The organism is Turicibacter sp. HGF1 (assembly GCF_000191865.1).
Lineage (GTDB): Bacteria > Bacillota_I > Bacilli_A > MOL361 > Turicibacteraceae > Turicibacter > Turicibacter sanguinis.
The window spans coordinates 1-16,603 of sequence record NZ_AEXQ01000104.1 but is presented as its reverse complement, the minus strand read 5'-3'; the positions used below and the strand labels follow the sequence as shown (position 1 = coordinate 16,603).

The window sequence follows — 16,603 nt, the reverse complement described above, 5'->3', positions numbered from 1 at the left end:
TTGGCTCATCCCTTTTTAACGTTATGATTTTTTAATATCTGCAAGTTCTAACTCAATTTTATAGGTGTCAGGTTCATATGATTTGCATGGGGTATCAGGTAAGCAGAGATTCGGTAATAAGATTTTAAAGGTACTTCCTTTGTGTGCAGCACTTTCTAATTCGATTTTTCCGCCATGTAGACTAACAAGGCTCTTCACCATATAAAGTCCCATCCCAATGCCTTCATTAATTCGTGTCAATGATTTATCGACTTGCACAAATCGTTCAAAAATGAGCGATTGGTCGATGGCGGTAATCCCAATCCCTTCATCTTGCACTTCTAAAACAAACCATTCCCCCTCTATCAGGGTTCGCACTGTAATCGTAGTGGATGGCGAAGAAAACTTAATGGCATTCGATAAAAGATTACATAGAATTCGCTCAATCATCGAACCATCACATTTTAATAGATGCTGATTGATGTCTGTTTGAAACTTGATGGAGACGGATTCACAGCACGGATGAGCTGATATGATAGCCGTAACATCTTGTAGTAACTGGATAACCTGATAATTATGAAAATGAGGGACTAATGTATTCATCTCTATTTTTGAAATATCCATTAAGTTATTAACAAGCTTCGTCATCCTTTTTCCACTGACATCGAGTGAGGTACGATATTTTAAATAAATTTGTTTGAATTTTTCATCATTAACGTTCACCATTTGATTTAGTAACTGAATGACTGAACAAAAGACATTTAATGGCGTTTTTAATTCATGAGAAAGATTTGAAATAAATTGAGTTTTTTCGTGATCATAGACCTTTAACTTTTCGAGTTCGAGTTCTTTTGATTTGTCAAAATAGGTGACCGCTATTTCTTTTTTGCCATCATTTTCGGTGATGACTTGAATACTACAATCAACTGTTCGTTTTACATTATTTAAGTCGACATTTAGACTCCCACGCCATTTTCCGGTTTGATTAAGGTGTTGTCTGATCAGATGGTTTTTTTCGTGAGCTAACATATAAGGGGGAAGAATTTGATTTAGACGATGTAGGTCTGTTTCATGGTAGTATTCTTGCATTTTTTTGTTCGCGTACAAGATGTTCAATTGTTCATCCATTAAAAACATATAACTGTGTTTATTATCATCTGTTAGTTTATAAAATAACGTAAGCTTATTATTTAACAATTTGATTCGTAAACTTGATAAAAATAAGTCAACAAAATTACCGGCAATCACAATTAAAAAACCAATATAGGTAATGGCCACTGACATCAATTTAACGTTTAAAGAAAGTTGAACTGAGCCATTTAAAGCAATGATGGCATAAAGGGCTTTAAGGGCTAACATAAAAATACTAGAACTTAAGATAGGAAATAGATAATCTTTTTCTTTAAATCCAGACATGAAGAGATGGATTGAAACGCTCGTATAGCAAATAAATAAAAATAAATTATAGCCGATAAAGAAGAAGTTACCATTTAGAATACCATAAGAATTAACTATTCGCTCGATAAAGCCAAAAATCATGGTAAATAAGATGACAAATAAAATCGACTTTTTTTTATGACTGAGTATCAACTGTTTTAATTTAGAATTTTTTTGAAGCACAATCAGTAAAATTCCAATCCTTAATAATGAGGCTGATACGGTGATATAGTTAGTAATAACCAGTTCATTCGATAAAAAGGTTAAATAATCAACTTGCCCAAATAAAATACCCGTTGATAATCCTAGGTACATTAGGGCGATAATAAAGATATTTTCTTTTTTTGAACGGTTATAGGACATCAAACAACTCGCAACGGCTAAAACGGAAAGGATAAAGTTAAAATGCCTAATAAAGTTAATAGCTGAAATCAACGAGAGTTTATCTAATGATTGATAGAACAACATAGTAGTAATTAAATAAATAGATAGTAAAACGGATATTAAAATAATTCCCCAGAAAAAACTATTTTCTATTTTAGATAGTGATTGATCAGTGCGGAGTTGATTTGACACCGAGAGCATCCCCTTTCATAAGTAACAAAACACAAGAGATTATTATCTCACAAAAATGATTTAATCTTTGTCGTTTTTTGTCATCTCGTTAAATAAAATGTAAAAAAAGTAGACTCCTCCAAGGTTTAAATGTGATGAAGCTTTTTGAGTGGAGATCATATGATAGGATCATTTTTTATAATTTTTCTGAATTTAACCGCTCAAAACACTTTTAATTCCATAGATATTCCATAGAATCTCGTGCCGTATTTTGTTATAATAAGGGTGTACTAAACATTAAAGTACGAACAAGGGGAAAAAAGGAGTAAAACTATGAAAAATTTTAAATATTTATTAGTTGCTATGATGGCTGCTGGAGCTTTAACAGCTTGTAGCTCAAAAGAACAAACGCCTGCGGGAGAACCAGAAACACCAGCGATTGATCAAACAACAGAAGTTGAAACAGATGACGTTGTGGAAGAAGACGGTCTTATTGAAGGTGAAATCACAGTTGAAGTCACAGGTCAATTAGCGGATGCTTATGAAGCCGTTCGTGATGTATATGGTGAAGATTATCTTCCAAACACGGCTATTCCAGCTGACTTATTAGAAAGTGTATACGGAGTTAATCCTGAATACGTGGCACAATTCGTTGCTGAACAACCGATGATCAGCATGCACCCAGACTTATTTATCGGAATTGAAGCCACTGAAGGAAATGCTGAAGCCGTTGAAGCTGCTTTACAAGCTTACCAAGAATACTTAATTAACGATAGCATGCAATATCCAATGAACTTAGCTAAAGTTTCGGCTTGTCAAGTGTTACGCTACGATAACTATGTGTTCTTAGTGATGTTAGGAGCCATTAACGAAGATATGGATGCAAGTGATGATGAAGCAGCTGCTTTTGCACAAGCAGAGGTACAAAAAGCAGTTGACGCTTTAGACGCTGTTTTTGCTAAATAATTAAAAATCCTTTGAACACCTTGTGGTTCAAAGGATTTTTTTTGTCACAACGATTGATTAATCGAGGTCTCTATTAAAAGGTACGGACTCCTCCAATGATATTACTGTTTTCATGCTGATTTTTACTCAGCTAATTTCTCAAACTGGCTGTTATAAAGCTCAGCATAGAATCCGTTTTGCTTCATGAGTTGTTCATGGGTTCCACTTTCAATAATGTCTCCATGATTCATCACTAAAATGAGATTGGCATTTTTAATAGTGGACAAGCGATGCGCAATCACAAATGAGGTGCGTCCTCTCATTAATTTATCCATCGCCTCTTGAATGAGAATTTCAGTACGGGTATCAACCGAACTTGTGGCTTCATCTAAAATAAGAAGGGGTGCATTTTCAACCATCGCACGGGCAATCGTGATTAGCTGTTTTTGTCCAGCTGATAAATTTGCCTTATCATTTAGAATCGTCTCATATCCTTTCGGTAATGTTTTAATAAAATGGTGAATGCCAACGGCCTTACATGCCTTCTCCACCTCTTCATCTGACACATTTTTCATGGAATACACGATGTTTTCACGAATCGTTCCTTCAAAAATCCATGTATCTTGAAGCACCATCCCAAACAAATCATGAACATTGTGACGAGTTAACTGATTAATGGGCATCCCATCAATTAAAATTTCACCTGAATTCGCTTCATAGAACTTCATAAGTAAATTAACCATCGTCGTTTTTCCAGCACCGGTTGGACCCACAATGGCAACTTTTTGTCCAGGTTTTGTTGTCACTGAAAAATCGTTAATAATGGTTCGATCTGCGTGATAACCGAAATGAACGTGTTTAAACTCGACTTCCCCTTTACTAACAGTAAAATCATTGATTTTTCCATTTTCTTGTTGCATTTCAGGTTCTTCTAAGAACTCAAAAACACGTTCACTAGCCGCTGCCGTCTGTTGTAAACTCGTCATTGCTTGTGCAATTTGTGATAGTGGTTGAGTAAACAGACGAATATAAACCATAAAGGCTACGATCACCCCAAAGGTGATGACTTCATTCATCGCCAAAGAGGCTCCTACAATACATACTGCCACATAACCAAAATTTCCAATAAAACTCATCAGTGGCATCATTAATCCTGATAAAAATTGAGAACGCCAAACACTTTCGTATAAGTCCTCATTAATCTCATCAAATTTTGCTTTCGCTTTTGCCTCATCATTATACACTTTGACAATGTTATGTCCTGAATAGATTTCTTCGACATGTCCATTCATTAATCCTAAATCACGTTGTTGTCTAATAAAATATTTTTGTGATTTTGACATAATAAACATCATTAAGATAAAACCAATCACGGTTGAAAGAATGGCGGTGATTGCCATCCATGCATTGGTGATAAACATCATGAAAAGTGAGCCGAAAAATAAGGTGATGGCAGATACTAAATTCCCCACGCTTTGATTCAAAGTTTGCGCAATGCTATCGACATCATTTGTCACACGACTTAAAATATCGCCATAACTTGTTGAATCAAAGTATCTGAGTGGTAACCGATTGATTTTTTCTGAAATTTGTGTTCTTAAACTCTTTGCCACTTTTTGTGTGACTGTATTCATAATAAATCCTTGAAAATAAGATAAAATGAAGGATGCTCCGTACATATACACAAGAAGTAAGCAAAGATCTTCGACAGCGTCTAGATCAATTCCCGTCATTAAACCCGCTGTAATAAGGTCTGTGACTTCACTTAATTTGTCAGGTCCAATCAGGGTAAGAATGGTTCCAACAATCGAAAAAATAAGGGCGAAAGCTATTAAAAGATAATGAGGTTGACAAAATAGAAGAAGTTTTTTGACGCTTTTTTTCGTGTCTTTTGCTTTCTCAGTCGGAGCCCCTGCTCCTGCCATTGGTCCGCGATTTGGTCTACTCATGTTCTAACTCCTCCTTCGATAATTGTGAATAAGCAATTTGTCGGTAAACTTCACAATTTTTCAAAAGCTCTTGATGGGTTCCGATGCCAACCATTTTTCCTTCATCGAGTACAATAATTTTATCCGCATGAATGATCGTTCCAATTCGTTGCGCAACAATTAAATGGGTTGCATCCTTTGTTTCTTGTCGTAATGCAGCGCGTAAGACACGATCTGTTTTATAATCGAGCGCTGAGAAAGAATCATCAAAAATATAGATCTCAGGATCACGACAAATGGCACGAGCGATTGCAAGACGTTGTTTTTGTCCTCCGGAAACGTTACTTCCTCCTTGAGCAATAGATGAGTGATAAGTTCGATCCATTTTTTCAACAAAGTCACGACCTTGGGCAATGGTGATTGCTTTTTTAACCTGATCTAATTTAGCCATCTGACGTCCGTTATCTCCAAAAGCAATATTGGACTCTACTGTACCAGCAAATAAGACGGCTTTTTGTGAAACATAGCCCAGCTTATTGTTTAAATCAGATTGTTTATAATCCTTGACGTTCATTCCATCAACTAAGACTTCTCCTTCAGTTGCATCGTAAAAACGAGGAACTAAGTTGATTAAGGTTGACTTACCACTACCCGTTGATCCAATAAAAGCAACGGTTTCGCCTCGGTTCGCTTTGAAACTGATGTTTTCAATCACATATTCTTCAGCATCTGGATATTTGAAGCTAACATTTCTAAATTCCACTTCTCCAACCCTATCAGTAGGGGCTTGCTTTGTTCCATCAACAATACTAAGAGGTGTATTTAAAACCCCCATAATTCGTTTGGCTGAAACAGTGGCACGTGGTAACATGATAAAGATCATGGTGAGCATCATAAAGGCCATGACGACTTGAATTGAATAAGATGAAAATACGACCATATCACTAAATAACCCAATTTTATCCATTCTATCCGCAGCTTCAATCAGGTAAGCTCCAATCCAGTAGATAGCCAAACTTAATCCACTCATAATTAATGTCATTCCAGGTCCCATAATAGCCATAATACGTCCAGTAAATAAATGAGTACGAGTTAAAATGTTATTTGCATTTTCGAATTTTTCTTCTTGATAATTTTCTGCATTATAAGCTCGGACAACTCGAATTCCCGTTAAATTTTCTCGTGTGACTAAGTTGAGATTATCGGTTAGTCCTTGAATAATTTTAAATTTTGGAACAGCAAAAATTAAAATGATTGATAGCATAACTAATAACACACAGACGGCTCCTGCAGTTACAAGTGACCATTCGAAATTTTTTCCAAGAATTTTTAATATTGCCCAAACGGCTAAAATGGGTGCTTTAATCATTACTTGTAACCCCATGGCAAATACCATTTGAACCTGTGTAATGTCATTGGTTGAACGTGTAATTAAACTAGCAGTAGAAAATTGATTAATTTCTTGCATCGAAAAAGATTCTACTTTGGTGTATAAACTTTCTCGAAGTCGTTTTGATAATGTTGCGGCAATACGTGCTGCGAAAAAACCAACAATGACTGCAGAAATTAAACTCCCTAGTGCGCAAAATAGCATGTAAGAGCCTTGTACCCAAATGTCACCCATGGCACTACCTTCTGTTTGAACTAGCCTCGTAATCTCTGACATATAATCTGGAAGCTTCAAATCTAACCAAACTTGTGTCACGATAAAAAATGAGACAAACAATCATTCCTCCCCATTCTGGTTTCTTTAAATGCTTAAAGATTTCCCCCATATTTTCACTCCTTTTGACCATAAGTTATCCATCTATACATATATATCCATAAATTATAAAATAATGTCGTATTTTTACGTTCAAATTGCTAAATGGCAAAAATAATTTTAGGTCATTAAATGGATGTCTCTAACATTTAACGTCATAAAAAAAACGGTTACTCAAGCAAAAAAAGTAACAGTTTTTTAGGAATTTGATTTGATAAACAATGAGGGTTTTAAATTTATTTTCGTATTTGAGATTTAAAAAGCTCATATGCATCTTGTAACCGAATGGTCATTATGCCAACTTTGTCGATCGTATCCAACATTTCCTCTCTTTCTTCATCCCAAATTGAACTTTCACATAAAGAATATCCAGTATAATAATTTTTCCCATCCTGTGTTCGGTAATAAACATAACACTTACAATCCTTACCATATAAATCAATTTTTTTTTCAAAATCTTGAAAAAAGTGTTTAATATCTAGGTACATACTTGACAATCTAATCGCTTTGAGTTGATTTTGTTGATATCTGTCTAGAACATCTAAGATAAGACGATACGCCCCAATAAAGGCATTTTTCTTGAAATAAAATCCAAGCAATAAGGCACTTAATATCAAGCCTATATTCCCAAGTACCATGGTTGGAAGCACTATTTCTTGATGAACTAGATTTAAATAAAGATTCAAAATAACAACAATCCCCATCCAAAATAAAATCCAGTTTCGCTCTTCTTCTAGTAGTCTCAATTCATCTTCAGTATTTTCAATCAGTAAATAAATGGGATATTCCTGTGAATCAATTTCCTCTTTCACAAGACGTTTTAAAAAGGCATTATTTCCTTTTGACTGTTGAATTAATTGTTTAGGATCAAAGCTTATTTTTTCTAACAATCCTACTCACTCCTTCCCCCTCCTGTTGTACTATCAAAATATCACAGGACTATATAAATAGGAAAAGAGTTTTAATCCAGCGCAGATAAAATGATTCAAAAAAATGTTGAGCTACCCTCTTTTTCGTTATGATTCAAATTTATTCGATATATTTTGATAGGTGATTGTTGAAAAATATAATAAATTGTTAAATTCGGATAGATAATACGTTGTTTTATCTAAAAATAGCATCAACTGTTTCTTTTTACCACACTAAAAGTCTTTAATATTCAGGCAATATAGGGTTTAAATGATAGTAAACGATAGACAAAAAACACCAACTGTGACAATTACAGTTGGTGTTTTCTTTATTAGAATAATCCGATGAATGCTCCTAGTAATCCAATGACAACTAGAATTGCGATGTTAACAAGTGGAGAGGCTCCACGTTTAACTAGAGGATATAATCCAAATGTTAATCCAAGTGGTAATAAACAAGGCATAATTCCATCAAGGATTTCTTGAACGACAATAACTGACTCCCCATTAGGAATTTCAGCCGTAATTGGAACTCCTACATAGGATGCAATTAAAGCCCCTACGACGATTCCCCCAAGAATTATTTTCATAATAATTCAAAATTTTTTTGTGTTTATACAAGGACATAGAGTTCATTAAAATCGCAAAAAAAGTACTTTTTTATTAAAAACGTGGTCACGGTGTGGTCAAAATTGAAACAACTGATGCGAGCAAAATAGTTCACTCTATTCTCTTCATCTGTTGTTTTTTTACATCTTATATAATATTCTTCCATTAATTCATTCGTAAAAGCCTACTCCCTTCAAAAAGTAATACATATAATATGGTGTGCAGTTGTTAATATAAAAACGCACAAATATTTATCCTATAGGGACTAAAAACTACTGTATAAAACTTTGTAACAAATAACATTTTAAAACAACAATATATATTCTAATGGACGGTGAAAAAATGTCTACTAACGAAACTACTTATCAAAATAATGGTTGTGCTCAAAAACTCACATGCTTCAATCTACCTTTGGCAACAGCCTATGTTAAATCACAACCTTATCAACACCTAAACACCCCACTACAAACGTTATATCAGGGAACTTTTTTTGCTGATCTTTATGATCCATATATGCCAAGAAAAATTGCCCAAGGAGGCCGTCGTCATGAGTAGAGAAGAATTTTTAACCTCACTTCAAGCCGTGCATATCATGGCAGTTGATCTTCAACTCTTCCTCGATACCCATCCAGAAAATAAAAAAGCATTAGAAGATTACAGAAAGGTATCTAGACAATATCAAGAATTAAGAAAAGAATATGAACAAGCATTTGGACCATTGACTAATTTTGGTTATATGACCAATTTTGATCAAATAAGCTGGGTTAATGATCCATGGCCTTGGGAAAGACGTTAGGGGGAGTTTTTATGTGGATTTATGAAAAAAAATTACAATATCCTGTTGATATTAAAAAACGAGATGTTAGAATGGCAAAAGCCATCTATGAAGAACTCGGAGGCTCTGATGGTGAATTATCAGCTTCTATGGAATATCTTCAACAACGTTATACGATGCCAACAGGTCAATCGATTGCAACATTAACAGACATTGGTACTGAAGAACTTGCACATCTTGAAATTGTTTCAGCTTTAATTTTTCAATTAACAGAGGGAGCAACAATAGAAGAAATTAAACGTGCAGGATTTGATGGAACCTATGCTTCTAGAGGTATTTCAGTTTTCTTAGCTGATCCTGAACAAACACCTTGGACTTCGGCTTATATCGATATGAAAGGTGACCCTGTAGCAGATATTGCTTCTAATATGGGGGCTGAGCAACGCGCGCGTGCGGGATATGAACATTTACTTGATATGACAACTGATGAAGATGTTAAAAAAGTCCTTTCTTATCTAAGAGAACGTGAAATTGTTCACTTCCAACGTTTCGGTGAAACATTAGTTCATGTACAAGAACATTTACAACATGATAAATATTTCTTTCAAAAAAAATAATAATAAATTTTCCCCCTTCATTGAAAAATGAAGGGGTTTTATCTTTAAAAGTTAGTTGACTAGCTTTACCTATACTATTGAGCTTATTGATAGTTATATTAATTGATAATCGGTACATAATAAAATAGAAAAAAATAAACCGATAGAGGTGATACAATGTTTAAACATGAAAAACAATTCTTACATCCAGTCCGAGTTGAAAAACCTAACCCTCAGTACGCTATTTTAATGCAAGAACAACTTGGGGGAGAAAACGGTGAGTTAAAGGCAGCTCTTCAGTATATGTCTCAAAGTTTCCGTATTAAAGATCCCGTTATAAAAGATTTATTTTTAGATATCGCTGCAGAAGAGTTAAGTCACATGGAAATGGTGGCTCAAACTATCAACTTATTAAATGGTCACGACTTAAACTACGAAGCAGCTGTAGCCGGAGAAGTACAGGCTCATGTTGTTCATGGATTAAATCCTGGACTTATTAACTCTTCTGGATTTCCTTGGACTGCAACATATGTTAATGTTACAGGGGACTTAGTTGCTGACCTACTTTCAAATATTGCCTCAGAGCAACGTGCAAAATGTGTCTATGAATACCTCTATCGTCAAATTGATGATAAGTATGTCCGTGAAACAATTGATTTTTTACTTAATCGTGAAGAAGCACATAATGCTCTTTTCCGTGAGGCATTAAATAAAGTACAAAATACAGGATCAAATCGTGATTTTGGAGTTACGGAAGATTCTAAGCTTTACTTTGATTTATCAAGTCCTGGTCCTAAACACGAAGCTCCAAATCCAACGCCTCCGTCATTCGAAAATCCTAATAAATAATTATCACTTTTTCAAAAAAAACATTATGATACAGTGTGATTTATATCATTTTTTGAAATAATATAGATTTCATTAAAGATGCCACAAATACTATACTAGTTTATTATTCAAAAATACGATTACTATTATGTCGTCAACATCTCATTGCTGACAATGCAATATCTTGCCTTAAAAAGAGGTTCCCATAACCTCTTTTTTTTCTATCTTTAATGATTTCTTGATAATAAGTTTTTTTATCCCCGATATTAAATTTAATACTAATTTTTATCATACAGTATACTTACAATCAAAAATTAGAAACACTAAATAAATTTCATCATCAAAACAAAAAACAGACACAATAACGTGTGTCTGTTTTACGTTTATTTACATTTCATTTTGTTTTTCTTCAAAATTATGGTAATATTTAATCATACCATTCCTAGTGGTATGTTATAACACTAACTAACTGCCCTATGATATAATAGTTAGTTAAACCCTAATTTCTCTTTTTATAGCGAGGTCTTTATGACCTCTTTTTCATTACTCTAACATTCTTAATGCTGTCTCAACTGAATCATATGCCCCCTGAATACGATTCAAATTCAATAATGCTTGCTCAATTTCTCCCATACTTTTACCTTCTGATCGAAGTCTATCTATCAGTTCACTCGCTGGTTCACACTTTCCTCTCAAATCATGTTGAGCTTGTAATAAATGTTTCCTAATGCCTTGCATAACACTCCACCCTCTTTTTTAAAAATTACCCATATATCTATTGTACTCTTTTTCCTTTCTTTTCAAAACAATCAAAATGTCACAAAAAACAAGCGTTTTCCGTAACATTCTATTTTAAAATGCAAATTATTTAGTATATTTTCACTATACATCTTCATTTCTTGAAGGTATATACCGATCCCAAATACCTATCCACTTTTAAAAAAAAGAGATACTACTACCCGCATCGGTTTCAGTTTAGGGAGGGTTTTTATAAAAATTCATAAAATTATAAATTTCTAAATGTAACTAAATTAGCATTACTTTTTACATGAGAATTACATATACATTATTAACTAATAAAATATAATGGCTTTGTAAATAAAAATACAACCTTTTAAAAGGTTGTATTTTTATTTATTGGAATGTTTGATTCATCTCAACTTTTAAATGATACATTGATTTAATCTATCGTTTTATATATCTATTATTCTTAATACATACTGAGATACCTTTATGAAGTTGTCAAAATAAAAGAATATTATACATATAAAAGCGTCATCAATAAGGAAGTTGTTTTTAATTGACGAATTGTCAATACAAATGCGACAGTTTCTCATGAAATAGCTCGAATGAAGTTTTCCAACCTAAACATTTTCGTGGTCGATGATTAATGAGGCAGAGTGCCTCATCAATCTCTTCATCACTGACTCGTGCTAAGTCTGTCTTCTTCGGGGAAAATTCTCGAAGAAGACCATTGGCATTTTCATTACTGCCTCTTTGCCAAGACGAATAGGCATCTACGAAGTAAACAGGAACCTTTAAATCAGCTTCTACTTTGGAATAACAAGCAAACTCTTTTCCTCGATCAACGGTATAAGTTTTAAAGGTATCTTTAGGAAAATGTTCATATAACTCACTAATTGCCCGGTACATTTCTAAAGCCGAGCGATTGTCTATTTTTACAGCCACATAAAAGCGTGTTTGACGTTCAACAAAGGTGGCTAAACAACCTTTACTTTTCCCACGACTTGAAACAACGGTATCCAACTCCCAGTGCCCAAACGTTTCACGGTTTTTGACTTCTTTAGGACGTTGATGAATCGAGGTTCCAATGTTAAATCGTCCGCGTGTTTCTCGAGGTTTTCGGCGTTTTCCTTTTTGTCTTAGACAGTTTAAATCTCCCAATAAAATCGTTCCATCATAAATCCAACGATAAATGGTTTTAAAGGAAATAACACCCTTTAAAACGGTATTAGAAATTTGTTCAGGTGACCAGGTTATTTTTAAATAATGTTGGATGGTTTGAATGACTTCTTCAGATTTCGTCTCTGGACGATGACAACCTAAGCGACGTTTCCAAGCTAATTCATCTACTAACTCAGCCTGATACGTCTGTTGAGTATTTCGTTTCAGTTCACGAGCAATCGTTGAATGATGACGATTTAATTGCACCGCAATTTGTCTCGCTGAATAACCCATTTTTGAAAGCACTTCTATACGTGTACGCTCAAATGTGTTAAGATGGTTATAACTCATAAATAGATCTCCTTGTTAAGAATTGGGTGTGGTAACTTCATTCTATAACAAAGATCCTATTTATGAGCTTTTTTTTATGTGTCGCACTTAATATTACAATCTGTCAAAAATAAAAACACCATGACTGGTCAAATTAAACCAATCACGGTGTTTTTATTTTATCCTTTAGAACAATCCGATAGCTGCTCCTAAAAGTCCTATAACCACAAGAACAGCAATGTTTACAAGCGGTGAAGCTCCTTTTTTAACTAAGCCATATAGACCAAAAGTTAAGCCTAATGGAAGCAAACAAGGCATAATTCCATCAAGAATTTCTTGAACGACAATAACTGATTCCCCATTTGGAATTTCAGCCGTAATTGGAACTCCTACATAAGATGCAATTAAAGCCCCTACGACGATTACCCCAAGAATGGTTGCAGAACGAGTAAATTCTTTCGCATATTTTGTGACAGTTTTTACTCCTTCAAGTCCTACTTTATAAGACCAATGCATTAATCCAAAACGTAGTGCAAATTGGACAACGTTAAATAGAATTAAGAAGATAATAGGTCCCATAATGCTTCCTGATAAAGACAGGTTAGCCCCGATCCCAGCAGCGATTGGAAGTAAGGTGAACCAGAAGATGGCATCTCCAATTCCTCCAAGAGGTCCCATGGCAGCTACACGCATTGCACGAATGGTTTGAATATCTGCTTTTTTCTGTTCGAATGAAAGCACGATTCCCATGACGAAGGTAATTAAGAATGGATGAGTATTGAAAAACTCAAGATTGTGTTTCATTGAAGCTGATAAATCATCTTTGTTTGTATGAATTTTTTTAAGTCCTGGCAAGATACTGTATAACCATCCACCAGCTTGCATACGTTCATAGTTAAATGAAGCTTGTAAGAATAAAGAACGCCAGACCATTTTATTTAAGTCTTTATTACTTAATTGTGGCGCCTCTTTTCGATCGACATAAGTTAATCCATTAGATGCCATCACTGCTCACCACCCTTTGAGATTTATTTTTAGTGCTCATTTGGAAGTCATAAACAGCAACAATAACACCTAAAATTGCAACTGCTAATAGTGGTAATTGTAAGTAAGCTACTAGGATGAATCCTAAGAAGACGAACATTAAGTACTCTTTGCTTAACATTACGCGAAGTAGAATTGCGAATCCAAGAGCAGGCATCATTTTACCAGCAGCAGATAATCCAGTCCATACCCAATCAGGTAATAAGGTTGTTAATTGTTCACCGACTGCACTACCGAATGCCATACCAGCTAATACGATCAGGGCAAATAATAACGCCAAAGCTCCCATCGCTAAGTAGTTGATACGATCAATTCCTTTTGTATCTGCATTTTCAGCACATTGGTCCGCTTTATGCATTAATGGTGACATAGCTGTAAAGAGAATCGTTACAGCATATTGTCCGAGTAATGCAAACGGAATCGCAAGTGGTAATGCTGCATCTACATCTAATCCTAAACTGATACCAAACACCGTTGCCATAACTCCCCCGATAACAGCATTAGGTGGTTGTGCCCCTCCGACTGGCATGGCACCAATCATCATTAATTCGTATGAAGCCCCAATTGCAAGTCCTGTTGTCAAATCGCCCATAATTAACCCGATAACTGGTCCAACTACGATTGGGCGATATAATGACTCAAGGAAGTTGAACTGGTCGATCGCAGCTACCATCGTAACGATTACGATAAGTAACATTTGAAACGCATTAAGTTCCATTTCCTTTCCCCCTAACTAAACTAATTAAATAGTTTGTTTATATCATCAGCAGATTCACTAGGAACTCTGCGGATTTCAAGTTCAACTCCAAGCTCTTTTAATTCTTTAAAGGCTTGGATATCCGATTCATCCACGCAAACAGCTTTGGTTACTTGGTGTTTACCTTCTGCCATATGCATGTTTCCGATGTTCACTTTCTTAATTGGAACTCCTCCTTTTACAAGTCGTAAAACATCTTGAGGTGTTTCACAAATTAAGAAGATAAGTTGTGAGTCACTTGCTTTATGAATGACATTGATTGTTTTATCAATGGTGAAATAGCGTGTTTGGGCAAATGATGGTGCAGCCATATCCATCAAACTTTGTCTAAATTCATCATGTGCTACTTCATCGTTTGCCACTAACAATAAGTTAGCTCCTACGATTTTTGACCATTGTGTTGCAACTTGTCCATGAATTAAACGGTTATCAATTCGTGTTAATAAAATGTTTGGCATTACTAATTCCCCCTATTTTTATAACGCTTACATAAAAAATATATTCTTATTATTACAGATTATTCCTTTTTAAGGTCAGATTGTTAAATTCCATCTTGCTCACTCTCAAGACTATCTGATGCAGTTTTGACTTTATTAATCATCTCGAATCGAACACAAGATTCATGACTTTTATTGACTAATGATTGTGCTAACTCTTCAATTGACATCGTATCTTTTAAAAATAAGGCCTCCATTAAAGATCCAGTTGTAATCCCACATACAACCTCGATTCCTGGTTGCTGTTGGCTAAGGCCTGCTGCACATCGAAAGGGTGTTCCTCCAAGCAAGTCACAAATAAACACATAATTTGCCCCTACTGTTTCATCTAAAATCTGTTTAAACTTCGCTTTTAACGTTTCTTCAGTATCATCAATGAGGAAATCGACCGCATATAAATCTTCATTTTCTCCTGCAATGAAGGTTAAGTTACTTCGTATTCCCTTAGCATATTCCCCATGCCCTGTTAGTATCATCACATTTTTCACTTTCTCTTCCTCCTCTTCGTCGCTACACCCTTAGTTTACGATATCGCTTACACAATCTCAATATGATTAGGTGCCTTACGATAATTCGTCTATATTGAAGTCAAAAAAATCCAAATAGACGTTTTCTAATAATGAAGTTCCTCTCTTTTTACTAGGACTACCTTAAAGCCTATGCAATAAATGTCATAAAATATGTGCCATCCTGGCATTTGATAAACGTTTTATTTGTACAAATAGAGAAAAAAAGAAAGCTTTCGCTTTCCTTTTTGTCTGTATTTTATGACATCTCTTAGCCTTTCAAAAATGAAACTGACGCTTGATTGTGATTATGATAGCACCTTGTATAAAAACAAAAGACCCAAGCCATCATAAAGATAATATAATCTGGGAGGATGAAATTCGATGAAAAAACTAGCTATCTTACTGATGATTTTCGTATTAACCGGTTGCTATTCGTCTAAGTGGGAACACACACTCATGGTCGAAGGTCATTTATATGTCACAACCGAAGAAGTTGTCATGTTGAATATCGATTTGATTCGTCTTAAAAAGAGCAAACGATATGCAGAAATTACCTCGACCGTGACCTCAACTTCTACTCCCACTCAAAACGGTGAAGCAAACTTTGGAACCGTTGGCACACCGTATCTAAAATTTGATGATGATTATGTTTACGTCCGCCTAAATCATGAATGGATTCTCTTTAAAAAGATGGCAAAAGATTTACAATAATCGTTTCAAACGATATTCAAGCGCTTCTTCTTTATACCATTTTTCTTTAGTTAAGGTTGTAAATCCCATCTTCTCATAAAATCGCCTAGCACGATGATTATCTTTAAAAACCCAGAGGATGACTTCATGATAGCCGGCATCCTTTAATCGATTGAAAACCCAGTTCATTAACGTTATGGCACTACCATTTCCATAATATTTTACATCAAAATAAACGGCATAAATTTCAGCACAAGTTTTGGTAACATCTTCATCACGAGCAGTTCCAAATCCAATAAATCCTTCAATTTCAGTTTCATTCTCAATAACAATGATTTCATGAGGTTTTGCTATGAGACGTTCTCTGACATTTTTTGTTGCTTTTTCAACATCTAAAATGGCAAGTTCTTCATCCGATACAATGCCTTTATATGCCGTTCTCCATCCATTAATATTAATGGTGGCAATGCGTTTTGCATCTTTTAAATTAGCATAACGAATCATCAAAAATCCTCCTTTTACTATAACTTTTATCAATCTAAAAAAAGA

Annotated in this window: 18 protein-coding genes; 6 read left to right on the top strand and 12 right to left on the bottom strand. The window is 34.7% G+C overall.

What is annotated here, in order from left to right; all coding sequences use genetic code 11:
• Positions 1 to 21: 21 nt before the first annotated feature.
• Positions 22 to 2,001, bottom strand: a complete 1,980-nt coding sequence (locus HMPREF9402_RS10520; RefSeq protein WP_416390018.1) for a sensor histidine kinase — start codon at positions 1,999 to 2,001, stop codon at positions 22 to 24.
• A gap of 303 nt (positions 2,002 to 2,304) precedes the next feature.
• Here HMPREF9402_RS10520 and HMPREF9402_RS10515 point away from each other — a divergent pair, with 303 nt between their 5' ends.
• Positions 2,305 to 2,937 (top strand): DUF4358 domain-containing protein, encoded by a 633-nt coding sequence (locus tag HMPREF9402_RS10515; protein WP_006785094.1) that lies wholly within the window; start codon positions 2,305 to 2,307, stop codon positions 2,935 to 2,937.
• Between the two features lie 122 nt (positions 2,938 to 3,059).
• Here HMPREF9402_RS10515 and HMPREF9402_RS10510 read toward each other — a convergent pair whose 3' ends face one another.
• The 4 genes from HMPREF9402_RS10510 to HMPREF9402_RS10495 form a co-directional block, all read right to left on the bottom strand.
• Positions 3,060 to 4,865 (bottom strand): ABC transporter ATP-binding protein, encoded by a 1,806-nt coding sequence (locus tag HMPREF9402_RS10510; protein ID WP_006785093.1) that lies wholly within the window; start codon positions 4,863 to 4,865, stop codon positions 3,060 to 3,062.
• Positions 4,858 to 6,570, bottom strand: coding sequence for an ABC transporter ATP-binding protein (locus HMPREF9402_RS10505; protein ID WP_009607327.1), 1,713 nt, complete (start codon positions 6,568 to 6,570; stop codon positions 4,858 to 4,860). The genes HMPREF9402_RS10510 and HMPREF9402_RS10505 overlap by 8 nt, the downstream gene beginning before the upstream one ends.
• A gap of 272 nt (positions 6,571 to 6,842) precedes the next feature.
• Positions 6,843 to 7,496 (bottom strand): hypothetical protein, encoded by a 654-nt coding sequence (locus HMPREF9402_RS10500; protein WP_009607324.1) that lies wholly within the window; start codon positions 7,494 to 7,496, stop codon positions 6,843 to 6,845.
• 350 nt (positions 7,497 to 7,846) lie between these two features.
• Positions 7,847 to 8,104, bottom strand: coding sequence for a PTS system mannose/fructose/sorbose family transporter subunit IID (locus HMPREF9402_RS10495; RefSeq protein WP_009607318.1), 258 nt, complete (start codon positions 8,102 to 8,104; stop codon positions 7,847 to 7,849).
• Between the two features lie 361 nt (positions 8,105 to 8,465).
• Between HMPREF9402_RS10495 and HMPREF9402_RS10490 the strand changes: the two genes are divergently transcribed.
• The 4 genes from HMPREF9402_RS10490 to HMPREF9402_RS10475 all read left to right on the top strand — a co-directional run bounded on the left by HMPREF9402_RS10490 (position 8,466) and on the right by HMPREF9402_RS10475 (position 10,343).
• A complete protein-coding gene (locus HMPREF9402_RS10490; RefSeq protein ID WP_039930985.1) occupies positions 8,466 to 8,678 on the top strand; it encodes a spore coat associated protein CotJA in 213 nt (70 codons plus the stop codon).
• Positions 8,671 to 8,919 carry a spore coat protein CotJB gene (locus tag HMPREF9402_RS10485; RefSeq protein ID WP_009607319.1) on the top strand — a complete coding sequence of 83 codons (249 nt, stop codon included), beginning with the start codon at positions 8,671 to 8,673 and terminating at the stop codon, positions 8,917 to 8,919. Before HMPREF9402_RS10490 ends, HMPREF9402_RS10485 begins: the two co-directional genes overlap by 8 nt.
• Before the next feature lie 11 nt (positions 8,920 to 8,930).
• Positions 8,931 to 9,515 (top strand): manganese catalase family protein, encoded by a 585-nt coding sequence (locus tag HMPREF9402_RS10480; protein ID WP_006785087.1) that lies wholly within the window; start codon positions 8,931 to 8,933, stop codon positions 9,513 to 9,515.
• A gap of 156 nt (positions 9,516 to 9,671) precedes the next feature.
• The gene (locus HMPREF9402_RS10475) at positions 9,672 to 10,343 is read left to right on the top strand and encodes a manganese catalase family protein (RefSeq protein ID WP_006785086.1); all 672 of its coding nucleotides are present in this window, start codon (positions 9,672 to 9,674) and stop codon (positions 10,341 to 10,343) included.
• A gap of 522 nt (positions 10,344 to 10,865) precedes the next feature.
• Here the strand turns inward: HMPREF9402_RS10475 and HMPREF9402_RS10470 are convergent.
• From HMPREF9402_RS10470 to HMPREF9402_RS10445, 6 genes are all read right to left on the bottom strand, one after another.
• Entirely contained in the window at positions 10,866 to 11,060 is a 195-nt protein-coding gene (locus HMPREF9402_RS10470; RefSeq protein ID WP_006783412.1) for a hypothetical protein, read from the bottom strand.
• A gap of 573 nt (positions 11,061 to 11,633) precedes the next feature.
• Positions 11,634 to 12,578: an IS30 family transposase gene (locus tag HMPREF9402_RS10465; RefSeq protein ID WP_009607325.1), complete on the bottom strand. Its 945-nt coding sequence runs from the start codon at positions 12,576 to 12,578 to the stop codon at positions 11,634 to 11,636.
• 165 nt (positions 12,579 to 12,743) lie between these two features.
• Complete coding sequence (locus tag HMPREF9402_RS10460; protein WP_006785084.1) at positions 12,744 to 13,562, bottom strand: PTS system mannose/fructose/sorbose family transporter subunit IID; 819 nt, start codon at positions 13,560 to 13,562, stop codon at positions 12,744 to 12,746.
• Positions 13,552 to 14,319, bottom strand: a complete 768-nt coding sequence (locus tag HMPREF9402_RS10455) for a PTS mannose/fructose/sorbose/N-acetylgalactosamine transporter subunit IIC (RefSeq protein WP_006785083.1) — start codon at positions 14,317 to 14,319, stop codon at positions 13,552 to 13,554. Before HMPREF9402_RS10455 ends, HMPREF9402_RS10460 begins: the two co-directional genes overlap by 11 nt.
• A 20-nt stretch (positions 14,320 to 14,339) precedes the next feature.
• Positions 14,340 to 14,816: a PTS N-acetylgalactosamine transporter subunit IIB gene (gene agaV / locus HMPREF9402_RS10450; protein WP_006785082.1), complete on the bottom strand. Its 477-nt coding sequence runs from the start codon at positions 14,814 to 14,816 to the stop codon at positions 14,340 to 14,342.
• 83 nt (positions 14,817 to 14,899) lie between these two features.
• A complete protein-coding gene (locus HMPREF9402_RS10445; RefSeq protein ID WP_009607321.1) occupies positions 14,900 to 15,343 on the bottom strand; it encodes a PTS sugar transporter subunit IIA in 444 nt (147 codons plus the stop codon).
• A gap of 402 nt (positions 15,344 to 15,745) precedes the next feature.
• On the opposite strand from HMPREF9402_RS10445, the gene HMPREF9402_RS10440 reads away from it, so the two are divergent.
• Positions 15,746 to 16,075 (top strand): hypothetical protein, encoded by a 330-nt coding sequence (locus tag HMPREF9402_RS10440; RefSeq protein WP_009607323.1) that lies wholly within the window; start codon positions 15,746 to 15,748, stop codon positions 16,073 to 16,075.
• Here the strand turns inward: HMPREF9402_RS10440 and HMPREF9402_RS10435 are convergent.
• Entirely contained in the window at positions 16,067 to 16,558 is a 492-nt protein-coding gene (locus HMPREF9402_RS10435) for a GNAT family N-acetyltransferase (RefSeq protein WP_009607322.1), read from the bottom strand. The genes HMPREF9402_RS10440 and HMPREF9402_RS10435 overlap by 9 nt on opposite strands.
• Between the last annotated feature and the right edge of the window lie 45 nt (positions 16,559 to 16,603).